This is a genomic window from Rhodococcus sp. 06-418-5, from assembly GCF_002258285.1.
Lineage (GTDB): Bacteria > Actinomycetota > Actinomycetes > Mycobacteriales > Mycobacteriaceae > Rhodococcoides.
This window is the reverse complement of record NZ_NOYE01000016.1, coordinates 1-19,750: the sequence shown is the minus strand read 5'-3', so window position 1 is coordinate 19,750 and position 19,750 is coordinate 1. Positions and strand designations below refer to the sequence as shown.

General features: G+C 65.7%; 24 protein-coding genes. 17 read left to right on the top strand and 7 right to left on the bottom strand.

Annotated elements, in window-relative coordinates; genetic code table 11:
- Positions 1-25: 25 nt before the first annotated feature.
- Positions 26-2,329: an accessory Sec system translocase SecA2 gene (secA2, locus tag CH274_RS12360; protein ID WP_094657616.1), complete on the top strand. Its 2,304-nt coding sequence runs from the start codon at positions 26-28 to the stop codon at positions 2,327-2,329.
- Positions 2,322-2,729 carry an META domain-containing protein gene (locus tag CH274_RS12355; protein WP_176459224.1) on the top strand — a complete coding sequence of 136 codons (408 nt, stop codon included), beginning with the start codon at positions 2,322-2,324 and terminating at the stop codon, positions 2,727-2,729. Before secA2 ends, CH274_RS12355 begins: the two co-directional genes overlap by 8 nt.
- A gap of 4 nt (positions 2,730-2,733) precedes the next feature.
- Here CH274_RS12355 and CH274_RS12350 read toward each other — a convergent pair whose 3' ends face one another.
- A complete protein-coding gene (locus tag CH274_RS12350) occupies positions 2,734-3,321 on the bottom strand; it encodes a TetR/AcrR family transcriptional regulator C-terminal domain-containing protein (RefSeq protein ID WP_094647739.1) in 588 nt (195 codons plus the stop codon).
- Between the two features lie 126 nt (positions 3,322-3,447).
- Here CH274_RS12350 and bioB point away from each other — a divergent pair, with 126 nt between their 5' ends.
- Genes bioB through CH274_RS12335 form a run of 3 tightly spaced genes read left to right on the top strand, consistent with a single transcriptional unit; the run spans position 3,448 to position 5,284 of the window.
- Positions 3,448-4,440 carry a biotin synthase BioB gene (bioB, locus tag CH274_RS12345; RefSeq protein WP_094657615.1) on the top strand — a complete coding sequence of 331 codons (993 nt, stop codon included), beginning with the start codon at positions 3,448-3,450 and terminating at the stop codon, positions 4,438-4,440.
- 22 nt (positions 4,441-4,462) lie between these two features.
- Complete coding sequence (gene bsaP, locus CH274_RS12340) at positions 4,463-4,687, top strand: biotin synthase auxiliary protein BsaP (RefSeq protein WP_094657614.1); 225 nt, start codon at positions 4,463-4,465, stop codon at positions 4,685-4,687.
- Between the two features lie 6 nt (positions 4,688-4,693).
- Complete coding sequence (locus CH274_RS12335) at positions 4,694-5,284, top strand: DUF2567 domain-containing protein (protein ID WP_094658007.1); 591 nt, start codon at positions 4,694-4,696, stop codon at positions 5,282-5,284.
- 10 nt (positions 5,285-5,294) lie between these two features.
- Here CH274_RS12335 and CH274_RS12330 read toward each other — a convergent pair whose 3' ends face one another.
- Positions 5,295-5,993, bottom strand: coding sequence for an NUDIX hydrolase (locus tag CH274_RS12330; protein WP_032394685.1), 699 nt, complete (start codon positions 5,991-5,993; stop codon positions 5,295-5,297).
- Between the two features lie 79 nt (positions 5,994-6,072).
- Between CH274_RS12330 and nadA the strand changes: the two genes are divergently transcribed.
- From nadA to CH274_RS12305, 5 genes are all read left to right on the top strand, one after another.
- Positions 6,073-7,131, top strand: a complete 1,059-nt coding sequence (gene nadA, locus CH274_RS12325) for a quinolinate synthase NadA (RefSeq protein ID WP_052049319.1) — start codon at positions 6,073-6,075, stop codon at positions 7,129-7,131.
- A complete protein-coding gene (locus CH274_RS12320; RefSeq protein ID WP_094657613.1) occupies positions 7,128-8,696 on the top strand; it encodes an L-aspartate oxidase in 1,569 nt (522 codons plus the stop codon). The genes nadA and CH274_RS12320 overlap by 4 nt, the downstream gene beginning before the upstream one ends.
- A 1-nt stretch (position 8,697) precedes the next feature.
- A complete protein-coding gene (gene nadC / locus CH274_RS12315; protein ID WP_094657612.1) occupies positions 8,698-9,573 on the top strand; it encodes a carboxylating nicotinate-nucleotide diphosphorylase in 876 nt (291 codons plus the stop codon).
- Positions 9,574-9,606: 33 nt separating this feature from the next.
- Positions 9,607-9,981 (top strand): RNA-binding S4 domain-containing protein, encoded by a 375-nt coding sequence (locus tag CH274_RS12310; RefSeq protein ID WP_032394350.1) that lies wholly within the window; start codon positions 9,607-9,609, stop codon positions 9,979-9,981.
- 65 nt (positions 9,982-10,046) lie between these two features.
- Positions 10,047-10,229: a hypothetical protein gene (locus CH274_RS12305; protein WP_094657611.1), complete on the top strand. Its 183-nt coding sequence runs from the start codon at positions 10,047-10,049 to the stop codon at positions 10,227-10,229.
- 53 nt (positions 10,230-10,282) lie between these two features.
- On the opposite strand, the gene CH274_RS12300 is transcribed toward CH274_RS12305, so the two are convergent.
- Complete coding sequence (locus CH274_RS12300) at positions 10,283-12,172, bottom strand: HNH endonuclease signature motif containing protein (protein ID WP_094657610.1); 1,890 nt, start codon at positions 12,170-12,172, stop codon at positions 10,283-10,285.
- Between the two features lie 79 nt (positions 12,173-12,251).
- Positions 12,252-13,235 carry a LysR family transcriptional regulator gene (locus tag CH274_RS12295; protein ID WP_094657609.1) on the bottom strand — a complete coding sequence of 328 codons (984 nt, stop codon included), beginning with the start codon at positions 13,233-13,235 and terminating at the stop codon, positions 12,252-12,254.
- A 78-nt stretch (positions 13,236-13,313) separates the two neighbouring features.
- On the opposite strand from CH274_RS12295, the gene CH274_RS12290 reads away from it, so the two are divergent.
- Positions 13,314-13,730 (top strand): DUF5997 family protein, encoded by a 417-nt coding sequence (locus tag CH274_RS12290; RefSeq protein WP_032394347.1) that lies wholly within the window; start codon positions 13,314-13,316, stop codon positions 13,728-13,730.
- On the opposite strand, the gene CH274_RS12285 is transcribed toward CH274_RS12290, so the two are convergent.
- The 3 genes from CH274_RS12285 to rhtB are packed head-to-tail and all read right to left on the bottom strand — an operon-like array spanning position 13,727 to position 14,891.
- Positions 13,727-14,110, bottom strand: a complete 384-nt coding sequence (locus tag CH274_RS12285; RefSeq protein WP_045194964.1) for a YchJ family protein — start codon at positions 14,108-14,110, stop codon at positions 13,727-13,729. The genes CH274_RS12290 and CH274_RS12285 overlap by 4 nt on opposite strands.
- Positions 14,107-14,253: a hypothetical protein gene (locus CH274_RS29175; RefSeq protein ID WP_155290785.1), complete on the bottom strand. Its 147-nt coding sequence runs from the start codon at positions 14,251-14,253 to the stop codon at positions 14,107-14,109. Before CH274_RS29175 ends, CH274_RS12285 begins: the two co-directional genes overlap by 4 nt.
- An 11-nt stretch (positions 14,254-14,264) precedes the next feature.
- Positions 14,265-14,891, bottom strand: coding sequence for a homoserine/homoserine lactone efflux protein (gene rhtB, locus CH274_RS12280; protein ID WP_032394345.1), 627 nt, complete (start codon positions 14,889-14,891; stop codon positions 14,265-14,267).
- Positions 14,892-14,972: 81 nt separating this feature from the next.
- Here rhtB and CH274_RS12275 point away from each other — a divergent pair, with 81 nt between their 5' ends.
- From CH274_RS12275 to CH274_RS12250, 6 genes are all read left to right on the top strand, one after another.
- A complete protein-coding gene (locus CH274_RS12275) occupies positions 14,973-15,440 on the top strand; it encodes an SRPBCC family protein (protein WP_032394344.1) in 468 nt (155 codons plus the stop codon).
- A gap of 21 nt (positions 15,441-15,461) precedes the next feature.
- Complete coding sequence (locus tag CH274_RS12270) at positions 15,462-15,980, top strand: DinB family protein (protein ID WP_094657608.1); 519 nt, start codon at positions 15,462-15,464, stop codon at positions 15,978-15,980.
- 89 nt (positions 15,981-16,069) lie between these two features.
- Complete coding sequence (hisD, locus tag CH274_RS12265) at positions 16,070-17,422, top strand: histidinol dehydrogenase (RefSeq protein WP_094647753.1); 1,353 nt, start codon at positions 16,070-16,072, stop codon at positions 17,420-17,422.
- On the top strand, positions 17,419-18,549 hold the full coding sequence (locus CH274_RS12260) for a histidinol-phosphate transaminase (protein ID WP_094657607.1): 1,131 nt from the start codon (positions 17,419-17,421) through the stop codon (positions 18,547-18,549). Before hisD ends, CH274_RS12260 begins: the two co-directional genes overlap by 4 nt.
- The gene (gene hisB, locus CH274_RS12255; RefSeq protein WP_032394340.1) at positions 18,546-19,169 is read left to right on the top strand and encodes an imidazoleglycerol-phosphate dehydratase HisB; all 624 of its coding nucleotides are present in this window, start codon (positions 18,546-18,548) and stop codon (positions 19,167-19,169) included. Before CH274_RS12260 ends, hisB begins: the two co-directional genes overlap by 4 nt.
- A 61-nt stretch (positions 19,170-19,230) precedes the next feature.
- On the top strand, positions 19,231-19,750 hold a 520-nt coding region (locus tag CH274_RS12250), incomplete at its 3' end, for an MFS transporter (RefSeq protein WP_143546589.1).

Below are 19,750 nucleotides of genomic sequence, written 5' to 3'. Positions count from 1 at the left end.
CTTCTTTCTCAGGTAGGGATAACAGATGGCTTTGGGCTCCGACCGATTCTGGCGCGTACTCGGCCGCTCGGCGCAGAAGGCGCAGAGCACCTCGCGTCGACGCGTCGACCGGGCTCAGGAGCATGCGGAATGGGCTGCTGCCCTGAGCGCGAGCGAGTTGGCGACCGAGGCGACCGCGCTGCGGGTCGACAATGCCGACCGTCTCGATGTCCCTCGGTACCTGGCGTTGACGCGCGAGGCGAGCGAGCGTGCCCTCGAGCTCCGGCCCTTCGACGTTCAGTTGCACGGTGCCGTGCGATTGCTCGCCGGTGACGTGGTGGAGATGGCAACCGGCGAGGGCAAGACGTTGGCCGGTGCCATCGCTGCCGTCGGATACGTGCTGTCCGGGCGTTCGGTGCACGTCATCTCGGTCAACGACTTTCTCGCGCAACGTGATGCGCAATGGATGCAGCCACTGTTCGAGTCCCTCGGTATCACCGTCGGTTCCATCGGCGAGTCGTCGACCGCATCCGAGCGGCGCGCCGCCTATGCCTGCGACATCACCTATGCCTCGGTCAACGAGATCGGGTTCGACGTTCTGCGTGATCATCTGGTGAACGACCGAAACGATCTGGTGGCACCCGTGCCGGACGTCGCCCTGATCGACGAGGCCGATTCCGTACTGGTCGACGAGGCGCTCGTTCCGCTGGTGTTGGCCGGTTCGGTCTCCGGCGACGTCTCGACCTCGACGGTCATGGATGCAGTCCGATTGCTGGACAAGGGAGTTCATTTCGACACCGATGCCGAAGGACGCAACGTGTTCCTCACCGACGAGGGCGCACTGCGGATGGAGAAGGAGCTGGGCGGTATCGACCTGTACTCCGAACATCACGTCGGGACGACATTGGTGGCGGTCAACGTGGCACTGCACGCCCAGGTGCTGGTCCAGCGCGACGTCGACTACATCGTCCGTGACGGACGGGTGCAGTTGATCAACGCCTCGCGTGGCCGGGTGGCCGAACTGCAGCGATGGCCGGATGGATTGCAGGCTGCGGTCGAGATCAAGGAGGGGCTCGCTCCCACCGAGACCGGTGAAATTCTCGACACGATCACCGTGCAGGCGTTGATCAATCGATACGCGACGGTGTGCGGTATGACCGGTACCGCCATGGCGGCGGGGGAGCAGCTTCGCACGTTCTACGGCCTCGGAGTCTCGATCATCGAGCCCAACGTTCCCACGGTGCGCGTCGACGAAGTCGACCGCGTGTACGACACGATCGAGCACAAGAACGCTGCAATTGCGCTGCAGGTGAAGGAGATCCACCAGACCGGTCAGCCGATCCTCATCGGCACCCACGACGTCGCAGAGTCCGAGGCGCTGGCCTCGACGCTCACCGCGTCGGGCGTGGAGGTGGTGGTGCTCAATGCCAAGAACGACGCCGAGGAGGCGGCGGTCATCGCTGCGGCGGGCGTACACGGCGCGGTGACGGTCTCGACGCAGATCGCCGGACGTGGAACCGACATCAAGCTCGGTGGTCCCGACGGCACCGACCGCGAACGGATTGCCGAGCTCGGCGGACTGTTCGTTCTCGGCACCGGTCGCCACACCACCGAGCGACTCGACAATCAGCTCCGAGGACGTGCAGGTAGGCAGGGAGACTCCGGCCGGTCGCTGTTCTTCGGCAGTTGGGAGGACGACGTCGTCAAGAACAACATCGGCGACAAGGATGCCCCGAAAGGCATCGACGAGAGCGGCCTCTTCACCTCGGCTGCTGCGGCCGACCGTGTCGATCATGCGCAACGCATCGCCGAGGGCCAGATGCTCGAAATACATTCGCGCACGTGGCGTTACAACCAGCTGACGGCTCAGCACCGTGAGATCCTCGATCGCCGCCGGGCCACGTTGCTCGACTCCGACGAGGCACTGACGCTGCTCGAGCAGCACGCACCGGCGCGCTCGAAGGAGTTGCGCGAGACCGTGTCCGAGGAAACTCTGATCGAGGTCGCCCGCCAGATCGTCCTGTACCACCTCGATCGGTCGTGGTCGGACTACCTCGCGCACCTCGCCGACGTACGGGAGAGCATTCACCTGCGCGCACTGGGGCGGGAGAACCCGCTGGACGAGTATCACCGGATCGCTGTCGAGGCGTTCAAGACGGTGTCCTCCAAGGCGATGGATCTCTCGCACGCGACGTTCGAGTCGGCCGAGATCACCTCGGAGGGAATCGATCTGGACGAAGCCGGCTTGCGTCGACCGACGTCGACCTGGACGTACATGGTGCACGACAACCCGTTCGCGTCCCGCGGAAATGCCGGTGCGGCCGGTCTGGGGCCGATTTTCGGTGGCTGACGCGCGGCGCGCGTTGCTCGCTCTCGCGTTCGGCGCGAGCGTGGTGGCTTCCGGGTGTGCCGACTCGTACGGCGAATTCCCGGCGGGCAAGACGTATTCGTCGGTCGATGCACCCGACTCCTACACGCCGGTTGCCGGAACGACGGTCAGGCTCGAATTCGTCGACGACCGGATCTCGGCCGAGGCGGGGTGCAACAGGTTGTTCGGCACCGTGGACACCTCGCAGGGCAGAATCACCATCGACTCTCTCGGGTCGACGCGCGTGGCCTGCCCGGAGGCGATCATGGAGCAGGACCGGTGGCTGTCGGCGTTCCTGACCTCCTCGCCACGGTGGTCGCGGGACGGTGGAACCATGACCCTGGACAACGGGAGCGAGCGCATCGTCTTCGCCGAATTCTGATCGATCAGCGGCGCATGCGGTTCACCGCGGTGTGGCGTACCCCGTCGAGAAAGAGTTTCAGTCCGAAATCGAATCTGCTCGTCGGATCTGGACTCTCGAACAGCGGCGACGCGTCGGGCGTGAGGGCTCCGGCGGAATCCATCTGAAGCCGCGCTTGCTCGTCCACGGTCTGACCGAGGATGTAGTACAGCAATGTGTCGGCGGTGAGTTCCGCGTCGCGTCGCGGCAGTCCTGCTCGAATGCACACGGCGGCAATGCGTTCGCGAATGTGGTTGGTGGTCAGCCTCGACGCGTAGGTCGCGGCCACCAATTCGGCACCGTCGCGTCGGGAGAGAAGGGCGTCGCGCAGTCGGTGCGCGATCTGAGCGATCTGTGCGTCCCACGAATCCTCGGTGGACGGTGCATCGGCACCCGAGAGTATGTGGTCGGCGATGGCACCGAGCAGCGTCTGTTTGTTGGGGAAGTGCCAGTACAGCGCGCCCGGCTGGACGTGCAGTGACGTCGCCAGACGGCGCATCGTCAGGTCGGCCAGGCCGTACTCGTCGAGAATGGCGATCGCGCCGTCCAGGACGTCCTGCCTGTTCAGTTGCACGTACTTCCCCCCTGTCGTTCGACGCCGCGTCGCTTTGACAGTAGCCGAGCGCGGTGCCTAACGTGAACGCCGTTCAACTTGAACGGTGTTCAATTTCGATGCCGTTCGACGACGAGGGGACCCGGAATGGACATTTTGCGCACGGCGCGTACACAGGTGCTCGGCGACGGCACCGCGCTCGATCGATCTCAGGTTCTCGAGGTTCTCGAGCTCGGTGACGACCGTCTCGAGGAGACGATGCTGTTGGCCCACGAGGTGCGGATGAAGTGGTGCGGGCCCGAGGTCGAGGTGGAGGGAATCGTCAGCCTCAAGACCGGCGGGTGCCCCGAGGACTGTCACTTCTGTTCGCAGTCCGGGCTTTTCGCCTCCCCGGTCCGAGCTGCGTGGCTCGATATCCCCTCGCTGGTGGAAGCTGCGAAGCAGACCGCGAAGACCGGAGCGACGGAATTCTGCATCGTCGCCGCGGTGCGCGGACCGGACGATCGGTTGCTCGCGCAGGTCGCCGCGGGTATCGAGGCCATTCGGAACGAGGTCGAGATCGACATCGCCTGCTCGTTGGGCATGCTCGATCAGGATCAGGTCGATCGGCTCGCGGCAATGGGTGTGCATCGCTACAACCACAATCTCGAGACCTCTCGCTCGTACTTTCCGAACGTGGTGACCACCCATACCTGGGAGGAGCGGTGGAACACCCTGAAGATGGTGCGCGAGGCAGGCATGGAGGTGTGCTGCGGCGGAATTCTCGGCATGGGGGAGACGCTCGGGCAGCGGGCCGAGTTCGCAGCCGATCTCACCGCACTCGAACCCGACGAGGTGCCCCTGAACTTCCTCAACCCCCGGCCGGGAACCCCGTTCGGAGACCTCGACGTGCTGCCGGCATCGGATGCTCTGCGCGCTGTCGCTGCGTTTCGTCTCGCCCTGCCGCGCACGATTCTCAGGTTCGCCGGCGGCCGCGAGATCACTCTCGGTGATCTGGGTGCGAAGCAGGGAATTCTCGGCGGCATCAATGCGGTCATCGTCGGCAACTACCTGACGACGCTCGGTCGTCCGGCAGAGCAGGACCTCGACCTTCTCGGCGAGCTGCAGATGCCGATCAAAGCGCTCAACTCGACTATCTGATGGGCGTATTAGGGTGGGTCGAATGACGAGCGAGACCCACTACGACCCGTACACCGGCCGGCCTGTCGAATCCCGAGCCGAGATGGGCGCGGATTCGTTGTCGGTCGCCGTCCGGCTCGGGCTGGAGCCGCCGCGGTTCTGCGCAGAATGCGGACGCCGCATGGTGGTCCAGATCGTCCCCGACGGGTGGACATCGCTGTGCTCGCGTCACGGTCTCGTCGACTCGGCCGCGACGGGTAGGCGCTAGGTGGTCATGTCGGACGTTCTCGAAGTCCCACCGCGGACCAGTACCGTTCGTGTGCTGTCGGTGGTTGTCGGAGTCTCGGTGGCAGTGTCGGCTCTGGGCGGGATGTTGTGGGGATTCTTGGCACCGGCGCAGCAGCTGCTCGTGGTGGCGCAGGACCGTGGGGCCGCACTGACCGGTGAGAGTCTGCACCGCTTCGACGGCCTCGCGCTCTTCTCCTTCGTGTCCTTGGCCCTGGGTCTCGTCATCCCGATCGGGTGGTGGCTGTGGAAGTCGGAGCGAGGTCCGCGGCTGTTCGGTGCGATCTTCGTCGGCGCTCTCGCGGGTTCGGTCGCTGCTCTCCTGGTGGGCAACGGGATTGCTGCTCTTCGGTTTCCGAAGGCCGCCGACCCTGCCGTCGGGTCGATCGTCACTGTTGCGCCGAGCATCGACACTCCGCTGGTGCTGATCGTTCAGGCGCTGATGGCATCGCTGGTGATCCTGCTGCTGGCGGCGATGAATCCCAACGACAATCTGCACTACACCGATCATGAACCGGACGACCTCGATGTCGAGTTCTCCCCGCCGCCGCCGTCGTTCGACTCGAATCGGGTCGACTGACCGCAGCGGTTCACGTCTGCGGTGGGCGCAATGCGGCGAACTCGTCGGTGACTCGAATGCTGTTGTCGGCAAAGCGGAACAGTGCAGGCGGTCGTCCACCTGCCTTGCCCGACGGCGCGCGTCGTCCGGTGGGTTCGATGACACCACGCCTGCTCAGTACGCGCTGCAGATTGGTGGCGTCGACCTGATATCCGAGTGCGGCACCGTAGATCTCGCGCAGCGAGGAGATCGCGAAATCGACCGGCGCGAGTGCGAATCCGATGTTGGTGTACGAGAGTTTCGCGACCAGTCGATGTCTCGCGTGCGCGACGACGGTTCCGTGATCGAACGACATGTGGGGCAGTGCGGAAACCGGGTGCCATGCCGTGTCGGAGGGGAGTGTCGGCTCGGCCGAGATCGGCACCAGGCCCAGGAAGGTCGACGCGATCCGCCGATCTCCCGGCACACGTTCGGGTTCGCTGAAGACGGACAGTTGCTCGAGGTGTGCCACCGAGCGCACGTCGACCTTTTCCGCGAGCTGACGCCGAGCGGAGGTGGCGAGGTTCTCGTCGTCGCGCAGGGTGCCTCCGGGCAGCGACCAGGTCCCGGCCTCGGGATCGAGCGCGCGCTGCCACAGCAGTACCGCCAATTCCGGGGCATCGGGGTCGGAAAAGGTTCGAACTTGGAACACCGCAATGAGGACTTCGTGGACGGTGCTACGATGAATCATGTTTTCGATCATAGGTCGAAAACTCCCTCGGAGGAAATTCGGTCACCGACGACCGGATGATCGGTGAAGGAGAACCGTCATGACCAGCAGCGCTACCCGGGTGAACACCCTGGACTCGGCATTCGCCGGAGTTCGCGACATCGTCGACGGAGCCGGTGGCTACGGGGGAGTCGAGGCGACGCCGGAATGGGCCGCCGAGGTCCGACGGCTCGCCGATCTGCGTGGTGCGACGCTGCTCGCACACAACTACCAACTGCCTGCGATCCAGGATGTCGCCGATCATGTCGGTGACTCGCTCGCACTCTCGCGCATCGCCGCCGAGGTGTCCGAGGACACGATCGTGTTCTGCGGCGTCCACTTCATGGCCGAGACCGCGAAGATCCTGAGCCCGCAGAAGACGGTCCTCATCCCCGACCAGCGCGCCGGTTGCTCCCTCGCGGATTCCATCACCGCAGAGCAACTCCGCGAATGGAAGGCGGATTTCCCGGAGGCCGTCGTCGTCTCGTACGTCAACACCACCGCCGAGATCAAAGCGCTGACCGACATCTGCTGCACCTCGTCGAACGCCGTCGAGGTGGTCGAGTCGATCGATCCGGGCCGCGACATCCTGTTCCTGCCCGATCAGTTCCTCGGCGCGCACGTCAAGCGCGTCACCGGACGCGAGAACCTGCACATCTGGGCCGGAGAATGCCACGTGCACGCCGGTATCAACGGCGACGAGTTGGCCGAGAAGTCTCGCACCCACCCGGACGCAGAACTGTACGTCCACCCCGAATGCGGCTGCGCCACTTCGGCTCTGTACCTCGCAGGCGAGGGATTCGTACCGGCGGACAAGGTGAAGATTCTCTCCACCGGCGGCATGCTCGACGCTGCGCGCACCACGGCGTCCAAGCAGGTTCTCGTCGCCACCGAGATCGGCATGTTGCATCAGCTGCGGATGGCTGCACCCGAGGTCGACTTCCTCGCTGTGAACGACCGCGCATCGTGCGGCTACATGAAGATGATCACCCCTGCGGCTCTGCTGCGCTGCCTGGTCGAAGGACGCGACGAGGTGCACGTCGACCTCGAGACCGCGCACATCGCGAGCAAGTCGGTGCAGCGGATGATCGAGATCGGCACCCCGGGCGGCGGCGAGTGAATCCATCGGTCGCGTGGGAAACCGCGGCCGATCTGGTCGTCGTCGGCGGTGGAATTGCCGGACTCACCGCGGCGCGCACCGCGACGGCCCGCGGCCTGCGGGTGGTGACCGTCAGCAAGGGACAGTCCACCGACACCGCAACGCAGTACGCCCAGGGTGGAATTGCGGTCGTCGGTCCCGAGCTCGAGGACTCGATCGAATCGCATGTGGCCGACACCTGTGTTGCCGGTGCCGGTTTGTGCGACGAGGACGCGGTGCGCTCCATCGTGTCCGGCGGACGCGCGGCGATCACCTCGCTCGAGGCTGCGGGCGCGCAGTTCGACCTGGCAGCTGACGGCGAGGTGGCACGGACCCGCGAGGGTGGCCACAGCGTTCGTCGCATCGTTCACGCCGGGGGAGATGCGACCGGGGCCGAGGTGCAGCGCACGCTGGACGCGTCGGTGCCCACGGTGCAGTTCGACACGACCGCGCTGCGGGTGCTGACCACCGACGGTGAGGTTGTCGGTCTCCTCGTGCGTGGACCTCGCGGCGTCGGCGTCGTTCATTGCCCGACGGTGCTGCTCGCCACCGGCGGACTGGGGCAGCTCTTCTCGTGCAGCACCAACCCGCCCGGCGCGACGGCCGACGGCATTGCACTCGCACTCGACGCCGGTGCGCGGATCGCGGATCTGGAGTTCGTGCAGTTCCATCCGACGGTTCTGTTCGCCGCCGGGTCGACGGGCCGCCGCCCGTTGATCAGCGAGGCAGTGCGAGGAGAGGGAGCCCGCTTGGTCGACGTCACCGGTCGTGCGTTCATGGCGGAGGTGCACCCGCTCGGTGATCTCGCGCCACGCGACGTGGTGTCCCGCGCCATCGCCGAATTGCTGCACAGCAGCGGTGACGACCACGTACTGCTGGACGCCCGCACGGTCGAACGCGTCCACGAACGGTTCCCGACCGTGACCGCCTCGTGCCTGGAGGCCGGCTTCGATCCGGCGACGGACCTGATTCCGGTGGCACCGGCAGCGCACTATTCGTGCGGGGGCGTGGCGACGGATACGGCCGGACGTACCTCGGTTCCCGGCTTGCTGGCCGCGGGCGAAGTGGCGCGCACCGGCTTGCACGGTGCCAACAGGTTGGCGTCGAACAGTCTGCTCGAGGGTCTCGTCGTCGGTGAGCGTGCGGCCTACGTGGCTGCCGAACGGGTCGGCCGCACCGGCAGCATCTCGGATATCGCACTGCCCACCTACCGCCGTATCGACCGCGCGGTGCTGCAGCGCACCATGACCGCCGAGGTCGGCGTCGTACGGGATGCACCGGGTCTTGCTGCAGCGCAACGTGTTCTGGAGCACGGCGTGGTATCGGAACCGCCCGTGGATGCGCGCGCGGTCGAGGACGCAGCGTTGACCGCTGCGGCGGAGGTGATCGTGCTGACCGCGTCCGAGCGGCGCGAGAGCAGAGGGTGTCATACCCGACGCGATGCGCCGGAGAGCGATCCGGCGCAGCGCCGCAGTCTGTTCGTCGAACGAGATCTCGATGGACGGTTGACGATAGTGAACGACGATGTGATGACGGGAGCACGTTGACATGACCGATTCCCCGAACGAGGTGAACCCGGGCGTCGACCGAGACGAGGTTCTCGCGCTGATCAGGACCGCCCTCGACGAGGACCTGCGATACGGACCCGACATCACCACGCTGGCAACGGTTCCCGAGGACGCCGTCGCCACGGCGTCGGTGGTCTCGCGCCAATTCGGCACGGTGGCCGGAATCGATGTCGGCCTCCTGGTTCTCGACGAGGTGATCGGAAGCGGCGGATACTCCGTCGTGCATCGCATCGAGGATGGATCCGAGGTCGAACCGGGACAGGCCGTTCTGACGGTCGAAGCCCCGACTCGAGGTCTGCTCACTGCCGAACGCACGATGCTCAACATCGTCTGTCATCTTTCGGGAATCGCCACCGCGACGGCCGGCTGGGTCGCCGAGGTCGCCGACACCGAGTGCAAGATCCGGGACAGCCGAAAGACGTTGCCGGGACTGCGTTCACTGCAGAAGTACGCCGTTCGCGCCGGCGGGGGCGTCAATCACCGGATGGGTCTGGGAGATGCCGCGCTCATCAAGGACAATCACGTGGCGGCAGCCGGTTCGGTCGTCGCTGCGTTGAACGCAGTGCGGGCTGCGGCTCCCGACATCGCATGCGAGGTCGAGGTAGACAGCCTCGAGCAACTCGACCAGGTACTGGCGGAGAACGTCGAACTGGTTCTGTTGGACAACTTTCCGCTCTGGCAGACACAGATGGCGGTGCAGCGCCGAGACACGTTCGCGCCGCAGACGAAGCTGGAATCCTCGGGTGGCCTGACCGTCGACGTGGCACGGGACTACGCGCGTACGGGGGTCGACTTCCTTGCGGTTGGCGGTCTGACACACTCGGTGACAGTGCTCGACCTCGGCCTGGACATGTAGTCGAGCCTCGCAATGTGAGGAATTCTTTCGAAGATGGAAGTTCAGAGCGTCCGCCTCGACAGTTGGATCTGGGCGGTTCGGTTGTTCAAGACGCGGTCTGCCGCGGCTGCTGCCTGCCGCGGCGGGCACGTCCGCGTCAACGGAACTCCCGCCAAACCCGGGCATCGCATCGGCCCGGACGACGAGATCAGACTGCGGGCCGACGGAGTCGAGAAGATCGTCGTCGTGGTGCGGGCCATCACCAAACGAGTAGGCGCAGCGGTCGTTCCCGAGTGCTTGATCGATCGCAGTCCGCCGCCGCCACCGAAAGAAGTTCTGGCTTCCGTACCGAGGCGTGATCGAGGGGCAGGCAGGCCCACCAAGCGCGATCGTCGTGAAATCGACCGACTGCGGGGCCTGGGCCTCTAGTGCTCCCGGCTCCCTTCAGTTACCTTCGGTAACGACACGTAGTTCGTACGCGCAAGGAGGTGGGAATGGACTCCGTCCTGTGGACTCCACGTTTCGCAGCATTCTATTTCCTGGCAGCCGCGTTGCTTCTCATTCTGTTTCTGGCCATCGACGCTTCCCTTGTCATCGCCGCACCGCTTCTGTTGATGTCTGTGGGACTCGGAACAGCTGTTCTGATTCGCAATCGACAGCGTCACCTGGTTCGCTGAAAGATCCCGACGCGGGTGTAGGCAGGGCTGTGCCCTGACGGCGGTGTGGGTCGTCAGGCGGGTTGTCGTGGTTCCTCATCGCCTGCATCGTCGTGCTGGTCGGGTGGGTAGAGGACTTCTTCTGGGTGGTGTGCGTGGTTGATGAGTCCGCGCCGCTTGGGGTCCATCCCCGCCGGTGGGTGCCACAGGGTGCGGCCCGGGTACCTGTGTCCCGCTCCGGTTTTGGTGGTGGCCCACTTGCCGGGTCCGGTGCCGACGAGTGCGTGGTGCATGTCGCAGCCGAAGGTGAGGGAGTCGATGTCGGTGTAGCCGCCGGTGTTCCAGTCGGTGACGTGGTGGGCTTGGCACCACGTTGCGGGGCGGGTGCAGGAGGGGAAACTGCAGCCTCGGTCGCGGGCGATGAGCACGATGCGTTGGTCGGCGGAGGCGATGCGTTTGGATCGGCCGAGGTACAGGGCTCGGCCGTGGTCGTCGAAGATGGTCAGGTAGTGGTGGGCGTGGGAGGCCATGCGGATCGCATCGCGGATCGACACCCGTGATCCGGTGGCGGTCATCGCGTAACCGCAGCCGGCTTCGAGGTCTTTCAGAGTCATGGTGACGATGGCGGTGACGGGTAGGCCGCGATGTGTGCCAAGGGTGCCGGAGGCGAGGGTCTGCCGGAGCGCGAGTTTGAGGGCGTCGTGTTGGCGTTCGCGTTGGGTGCGGATATCCCGCGCGGCGGCAGCGTCGCGTGCTGCGGTGTCCGGTGCGTCGTCGGTGTCGGATCCGACGGCGTCGTCGGGATCGGTTGCGTCGTCCGGGTCGGTTGTGTCGCCAGGCTCAGCAGTGTCCTCTGGTTCGATGGTGCCGTCGGGCCTTGTGCCGCAACCACAGTCGAGGCCGTCACCGCACCGGCCGTCACCGTCGCAGGGATCGTCGCCGTCGAATGAACCGTCGTTCCACAGTCCCGCATCGCTCCACAGTCCCGCATCGCTCGTCGAACGGTCGTCCGGCTCCGGTAGCGGTGGGATGTCGGTATCGAAGACACCACCGGATGTGGCCGAATCCGGTTCGGCTGCTGCAGGATCGGGACGCGCACCGTCGCTCGCAGCCCCGGGGCTCGTGCTGTCCTTGCCGCCGGTCTCGTCGTGCACGACCGATGTCGGGTCGGCGGGGTTGTTGACGCCCGGTTTCGCGGCTTTGGAGAACAGGGCTTCGAGGTAGGCCCGTAGTTCGGGGTCGACGCAGAATTTTCCTTCGGACATTCCGTCGGCACCCTGCTCACCGAGATAGAAGAACGCATCCCGCCGCTTCCGTGGCCTCGGCTTTCCGTCCTCGTCTTCGTCTTCGTCGTGGTCGCCGTCGGGGTTGAGGATCGAATCCAGGTGCGCCACCAACGGTGCGAAATCGTCGGGTCGCCTGGTCGAGGCGTAGCCCGCCAGTTGCTCGTCGGCGAGCTCGCGGGTCTGCGGATCGACATCCCGGGGCAGATGGCGGAAGAATTCGCGGATCATCTGCACATGCTTGGCATCGAGCAACCCCGCCCGCAACGCTCCCGCGGTGTGCGGCAGCAACGGCGGCAGCACTTCACCGGAGAAGGCGGTGCGATCACCCAACTCGGCCGCCAGACGGACCCGTGCTCCTGCTGCTCGTGGGGTGATCCGCAGCATCCACGCCACCGACGACGGCACCGATCCCGGATACACATCGAGGCCGTGCTGAGAGATCAGCTCGTTGAGCCAGGTGTACGAATACGCCGTCAGGGATCTCGTCGCCGTTTCCATCCGTTGAACCACCGCGCGCCGGTCCGCGTTCGACCACGACACCGACGCCTGTTCCGCTAATTCCGCGATCGCGGACTCGACCCGGTCGACCAGCGCCGACAAGTCGGGATCGGACACCTCAGGGGCGGGCGGCACCGTCTCGATGCCGTCCACCCCTGATCCGCCGTCCCCCGAAAGCATGCACTAAATCTATCGCGACCCACCGACACACTTTCGAACACACGTTCTCATGGATTCGGGGCGGAGCGAGATGCAGACGTCAGCGACGCTTCCCGCTGCGTCGGGCGTTCGTCTTCGTCTTGGCAACGGGGCGAGCGGGTTTGGAGGGGTGCGCTTTCTTCTTCTTGACCGGTGCCTCGTCCGACGGTCCGCGTGAACTGCGGGTCGAGCGGCCGCGGACGATACCGATGAATTCCTCGATGCGGTCGTCCTCGCGTTCGGCGACCCAGGCCAGTGCAATCTGTGACTGCTCGACATCGGTCACCGGGCGGTAGACGAGGTCCTTGCGGGCATTGAATCGGGCGACCGAGTGCGGCACGATCGCCACCCCGAGCCCGGCGGCCACGTACTCGAACGTCTCGGCAACGGAATTCATCGGCGGCAGTTCCGGTCGATTCCCGGACACGAGTTCGGTTGCCACCGCTGCCCATTCGGGCACGGTCGCTGGTTCGGCGAGCAGATGCTCGTCGGCGAGATCGGTCGCGGTGACCGAATCGAATGCGGCGACCGCGTGGTCTTTCGGGACCACCACCACCTGCACTTCCTGGTACAGACCGATCGCGTTGAGCCCATCGCGATCGATCGGCGGACGAACGAAGCTCACATCGACCGTTCCGTCGCGCAGGGCCGACACCTGTGTCTGCGGCGTCGTCGCCACCACGGACAGCGTGACGTCGGGGAACCGATCCGCCCAGATGCGTGTCCACTTCGTCAGCGTCACGCCTTCGGCGTATCCGATGGTGAAGGTCGTCGGCTCTGCCGCAGCGACCTGCGCGAGCTCCGAGAGCCGATCGTCCGCGGCGATCTCCACCAGCGCCCGCTCGAGCAGATCGCGGCCTTCGGCGGTGAGCTCGGTGGGGGATGCCCCGGGCACGAACAGGTCGACGCCGAGCTGTTCCTCGAGTTCCACGATCGTCTTGCTCAAGCGGATCCGCGAGATTCCGAGCGACCGAGCAGCGCGCGCGAAATGCAGTTGCTGCGCCACCGCCGCGTACCAGCGCAGTGTCTGCACATCGATGTTCACGATGTCGAGCCTATGGGACGAGGAGGGCAGTGAGGGACGGTGGCGTCGAGAGCGCCGACGGCCGGATAAGCTGGTCCGGTGAGCCCGGAGAACAAACAGCAGACCATGAAGCCATTGACCGCGGCGAACAAGCTCGGCATCTACCTTCCCGCAGCACCCGAAGAATTCCAGAACTCGATGATCAGCCGGTCCGACCTGGACGCACTGCGCAGCGATCCGCCGCAGTGGTTGACCGACCTGCAGACCAACGGCCCCTTCCCCCGCGACGTCATCGCCAAGAAGCTCGGCGTGTCCATCGCGGGGCTGGCCCGCGGCGGTGTCACCGAAGCGCTGACCACCGAGGCAATCGACGAACTCGTCGCCAGCCCGCCCCAGTGGCTCGTTCGCGAGCGTCGCACCCAGATTCAGGTGCGCAAGGATGCCGAACGCATCAAGGAAAAGCAGGAAGCGCGTCGCACCTCGGGCAACCGACCGACCAAGCTGCGCAACCTCTAACGCGAGACGATCCCGTCGAGGTAGCGCCACCGGCCGTCGATGCGGGCGAATCGGCTGACCTCACTCATCGAGCCCGCCCCGTCGGGATGCTTGTACCGAGCGCGGAACTCGACCGTTCCCGCGTCGTCGAACATGCCACCGGCGTCGGTTGCGAGAATGTCGAGTCGATACCACCGCTGGTCGGGGTCCAATTCCAGCTCGGCCGGTGCGGTGTCGGGATGCCACGACGCGCGAAGATAGGCCACATCGCCGACGGCGAACGCGGTGAATCGCGATCGCATCAGCTTCTCCGCCGTCGGCGCGCTCGCATCCCCGCGCAGATACGGCTCGCAACAGGCATCGAACGTGTCACCACTCGAACACGGACACCGTCCGCTCACTCGTCGACAACTTCGACGGAATAGGTGCCCAGTTCGTGCTCGTCCCGTTTGCCGACGTCCTGGATCCAGGTGTTGGCCTCCAGAAGCGTGTCGAACAGTCCCAGTGGAATCGGGTCGCCGCCGAGGGCATTCTTCATGATCACGCGATATTTCCTCACGGAGTCACCCGCCGGACGGTCGCCAGAAACGTTGCGGCGGCAAAGAACAGCCCGGCGAACGTGCGATTCATCGTCTTCTGTTGACGCTGGGATTTCATCAAGCGCAACACCCGCGACGCCAGCGAGGTGTACCCCGTCATCACGAGCATGTCGACCGCGACCATCGTGGCGGCGATCAGCAGGTACTGGACGACGAGAGGCCGTGTCGGATCGAGGAACTGGGGGAGCACCGCGACCATGAAGACGACGGCTTTCGGGTTGCTGGCGTTGACGAGGAAGCCTCGGGCGAGCATCGTCGTGCCACGGTCGGCTACTGCCGGGGCGTCGGCGACCTCGGTCGGGGCTGCCCGCCACTGTCGAACTCCGAGGTAGACCAGGTATGCGACGCCGAACCATTTGATGACGGAGAAGGCCAGCGTCGAGCTCGCCAGAACGGCTCCCAGTCCGACGGCGACGACACCGATCTGAATCAGCAGACCGATCTGCAGCCCGAAGATGTTCCAGTATCCGCGGCGCAGGCCGTAGCGGAGCCCGGTGGACATCGACGCGATGGCACCGGCGCCGGGGGAGAGACTGATGACGATGCTCGCGCCGAGAAAGGCGAGCCACACTGACCAGGACATGGGTTCATTGAACTACGGCCGTCAACTCCGATTCGGCCCGGTAGGTGTGTCGAACCGGGCGCTGTGGGGTAGACCGCGGACATGGCAGACATCAGAACCATCGACACAGGCCCGCAGCACGTCACCCGTCAGACCGAGGTGCGGGCACCGGCGTCCGAACTGTTCGACATGGTGGCCGATCCGAAGCGGCACGGCGAGCTCGACGGATCCGGCACCGTCAAGGACACCGTGCGCGGTCCCGATCGACTCAGCACCGGTGCGAAATTCTCCGTCGGCATGAAGCAGTACGGCGTGCCCTACAAGATCACCAGCACCGTCACCGAGTTCGTCGACGCCGATCGGCACAAGGTCGTCGAGTGGCAGCATCCGATGGGGCACAGCTGGCGCTGGGAGTTCGAGGAGAAGCAGCCGGGCCTGACCACGGTCACCGAGAGCTTCAAGTACGGCACCGCCAAGGTCCCGAAAATGCTCGAGCTGTTCAAGATGCCGCAGAAGAACGCGCAGGGCATCACGAGCACGCTGCACAACCTCGCTGCTCGCTACGCCTGACCCGAATCTATTCTGACCGGCATGCCGATCGATCCCGATACCAAGAACTGGACCTGGGTACTCGAGCGAGCGTGCCCGGACTGCGGGTTCGACTCGAGCGCCGTCGTGTACGACGACATCCCGGACCTCATCCGCGCCGACGTCGAGCGTTGGGAGACGGTGCTGCAGCGCAACGACGCAGCACTGCGCCCCGACGACTCGACGTGGTCCGCACTCGAGTACGCCGCGCACGTACGTGACGCGCACCGCATCTTCCGCACCCGGCTGGCGTTGGTGTTGGCCGAAGACGATCCCGAGTTCGCCAACTGGGACCAGGACGCCACGGCGCTGGCCGAGAACTACAACGCCCAGGACCCAGCGAAGGTCGCATCCGAACTCGGTGACGCTGCGCGCGCCCTCGCGGACGATTTCGCTGCCGTTCCGCCGGAGAACCGGCAGCGGACCGGTCGACGAAGTGATGGATCGAACTTCTCGGTCGAGTCACTGGCCGCCTACTACATTCACGACCCCATCCATCATCTGTGGGACGTGCGGGGCTGAGCCGAATTCGGTGGAACTATCCTGGGTGTTCGAACCACACTGTTTCGACCGAACCCCGGCACCGAACCGACTTCACGAAGGGGCCCACTATGCCTGCCCGCATCGAGCTCGCCCGCGTCGATCTACGCGGACGAACTCCATCCACCGCCGAACTACGCGGCGCACTTCCCCGAGGCGGAGTGGATGTCGATTCGGTGCTGCATCAGGTTCGCCCTGTCGTCGACGCCGTCCGAGAACGCGGCACCGAGGCTGCGCTCGAGTTCAGTGAGAAGTTCGACGGCGTCCGGCCGGATCGCGTTCGCGTCCCGCAGGAAGAGCTGGTCAAGGCCCTCGCCGAGCTCGATTCGGATGTTCGAGCCGCCCTCGAGGTCGCCATCGAACGAACCCGTCTGGTGCACTCCGATCAGCGCCGAACCGACCACACCACACAGGTGGTGCCCGGCGGAACGGTGACCGAACGCTGGATCCCGGTCGATCGCGTCGGGTTGTACGTGCCCGGCGGTAACGCCGTGTATCCGTCGTCGGTCGTGATGAACGTGGTGCCCGCGCAGATCGCAGGCGTCGGATCTCTGGTGGTGGCGTCGCCGCCGCAGAAGAACTTCGGCGGACTGCCGCACCCGACGATCTTGGCCGCGGCCCAGCTGCTCGGCGTCGACGAGGTCTGGGCGGTCGGCGGCGGCCAGGGTGTCGCGCTGCTCACCTACGGTGGCGTCGACACCGACGGCGGCGAGTTGGCACCGGTCGATCTCATCACCGGTCCCGGCAACATCTACGTCACCGCCGCCAAACGACTGTGCCGCTCGCTCGTCGGAATCGACTCCGAGGCAGGGCCGACCGAGATCGCGATCCTCGCCGACGCCACCGCGGACCCCGTTCACGTGGCAGCTGACCTCATCAGCCAGGCCGAACACGACGTCATGGCGGCCAGCGTGTTGGTCACCGACAGTATCGAACTGGCCGATGCCGTGGACCAGGCCGTCAACGCACAGATGGCATCGACGCGGCATGCCGAGCGGGTGGCCACCGCGCTGAACGGCAGCCAGTCCGGCATCGTGCTGGTCGACGATGTCACGCAGGGATTGGCCGTGGTCAACGCCTACGCCGCCGAGCACCTCGAGATCCAGACGAAGGACGCATCCGACGTCGCAGCCCGGGTGCGCAGCGCCGGTGCCGTGTTCGTCGGAGCGTGGTCGCCGGTGAGCCTCGGCGACTACTGCGCCGGTTCCAATCACGTACTGCCGACGGCAGGATGCGCGCGCCACTCGTCCGGCCTGAGTGTGCAGACGTTCCTTCGCGGTATCCACGTGGTCGACTACAGCGAAGCCGCCCTGAAAGACGTCGCGGCGCATGTCATTGCGCTCGCCAACGCCGAGGATCTACCGGCCCACGGCGAGGCGGTGCGGCTGCGGTTCGAAGGGTTGCGTACCGGTGATGCGTCATGAGTGATGCTTTGGGACAGTCGATCTCGCTGGACGACCTCCCGCTGCGCGAGGCGCTGATCGGCAAATTACCTTACGGCGCGCCGCAGCTCACCGTGCCGGTTCAGTTGAACACCAACGAAAATCCGCACCCGCCGACGCAGGCATTGATCGACGATGTAGCCGACTCCGTTCGGCTCGCCGCCGGGCAGCTGCATCGCTACCCCGATCGCGATGCCGAAGCGCTGCGGGCCGACCTGGCTCGATACCTCACCGAGCAGACCGGCTTCGCCGTCGACACCGCCAACGTGTGGGCGGCCAACGGCTCCAACGAGATTCTGCAGCAGTTGCTGCAGGCCTTCGGGGGACCGGATCGCACCGCGCTCGGATTCGTGCCGTCGTACTCGATGCACCCGATCATCTCCTCCGGGACGCAGACCGAATGGATTCCGGCCAAGCGTCGGGCAGATTTCTCTCTGGACGTCGACTACGCCGTCGGTGCGATCGAAGAACGCAGGCCCGACGTCGTGTTCGTCACCAGCCCCAACAATCCGACGGGCCACAGCATCGACGAGGCGGATCTACGCCGAATCCTCGATGCCGCACCGGGAATCGTGGTGGTCGACGAGGCCTACGCGGAATTCTCCTCCGCTCCCAGTGCCATCGGGCTGATCGAGAGCTACCCCGGCAAGATCGTGGTCAGCCGAACCATGAGCAAGGCGTTCGCGTTCGCCGGTGGTCGGTTGGGATATCTGGTGGCTGCCCCGGCCGTAGTCGACGCAATGTTGTTGGTGCGCTTGCCCTATCACCTCTCGGTCGTCACGCAGGCGGCTGCACGGGCTGCGTTGCGGCACGCCTCGGACACTCTCGGGAGCGTGGCCGAGCTCTCCGCCGAACGAGATCGGGTGGCAGCGGCTCTGGGAGACCAGGGTTACGAGGTGGTGCCGTCCGACGCCAACTTCCTGCTCTTCGGCCGGTTCGCCGATGCGGCCGCGACCTGGCAGCGGTACCTGGACGACGGCGTGCTCATCCGGGACGTCGGGATTCCCGGCTATCTGCGCGTCACCATCGGATTGGCGCACGAGAACGACCGATTCCTCACCGTCAGCGCAGCACTCGCATCGACCGAAACAGCAGAGGCACCGAAGTGACCACACCCGCTCCCCGCATCGCCAAGATCGAGCGCACCACCAAGGAATCCGACATCTCGGTGGAGCTGAACCTCGACGGCACCGGCATCGTCGACATCTCCACCGGTGTGCCGTTCTACGACCACATGCTCACCGCGCTCGGAACCCACGCTCGGTTCGACCTGACCGTGCGGGCGAAGGGCGACATCGAGATCGAGGCGCACCACACCGTGGAGGACACCGCGATCGTGCTCGGCCAGGCTCTCGGCCAGGCCCTCGGTGACAAGGCCGGCATCACTCGGTTCGGCGATTCGTTCATCCCGATGGACGAAACACTGGTGCATGCGGCGGTCGACGTGTCCGGTCGTCCGTACTGCGTGCACACCGGTGAGCCCGATTACATGGTGCACTCCGTCATCGGCGGCTACCCGGGCGTTCCGTACTCCACGGTGATCAACAAGCACGTGTTCGAGACGCTGGCCTCGAACGCTCGGATCGCGCTGCACGTGCGGGTGATCTACGGCCGGGATCAGCATCACATCACCGAGGCCGAGTTCAAGGCCGTGGCTCGGGCATTGCGCCAGGCCACCGAGTACGACCCTCGCGTGACCGGTGTGCTGTCCACCAAGGGAAGTCTGTGACCGGTCGATCGGCGCTCGTGCGTTGAACGGCCTGAGCTCCGTCCGTGGTCTTCCGGCCGCGATGGCGATGGGCGCGGCATCGTTCGGCGGCTGGGGATTACTGCTCCCGGTGGTTCCCCTCGCGGTGTCCCAGTCCGGATCATCGGACGCGGTGGCAGCGGCCAGCACCGCGATCTTCATGGCCACGACGGTGATCACTCAGCTGTTCGTGCCGAGCATGTTGATGCGAGTCGGCCACCGCGCGGTTCTGGCCGCCGGGTGTCTGCTTCTCGGGTTGCCCGCCCTGCTGTTCATCGTCTCCGTCGATGCCGTACCGGCGCTGGCGGTGTCCGCGCTGCGGGGCACCGGTTTCGGAATGTTGACGGTTGCCGGCGCGGCCATCGTCGCCGAGCTCGCTCCGACAGCGCTGCTCGGCCGGGCCACGGGTGCGCAGGGGATCGCCGTCGCTCTGGCTCAGATGGTCACGCTGCCACTGGGTCTGGTTATTTTCGCGGCGAGTCCGACGGCCGTGTTCGTACTCGGTGCTCTCGTGCCCGCCGCAGGCCTGATCGGCGTCGCGCTCCTGCCGCCCACCCGACCCG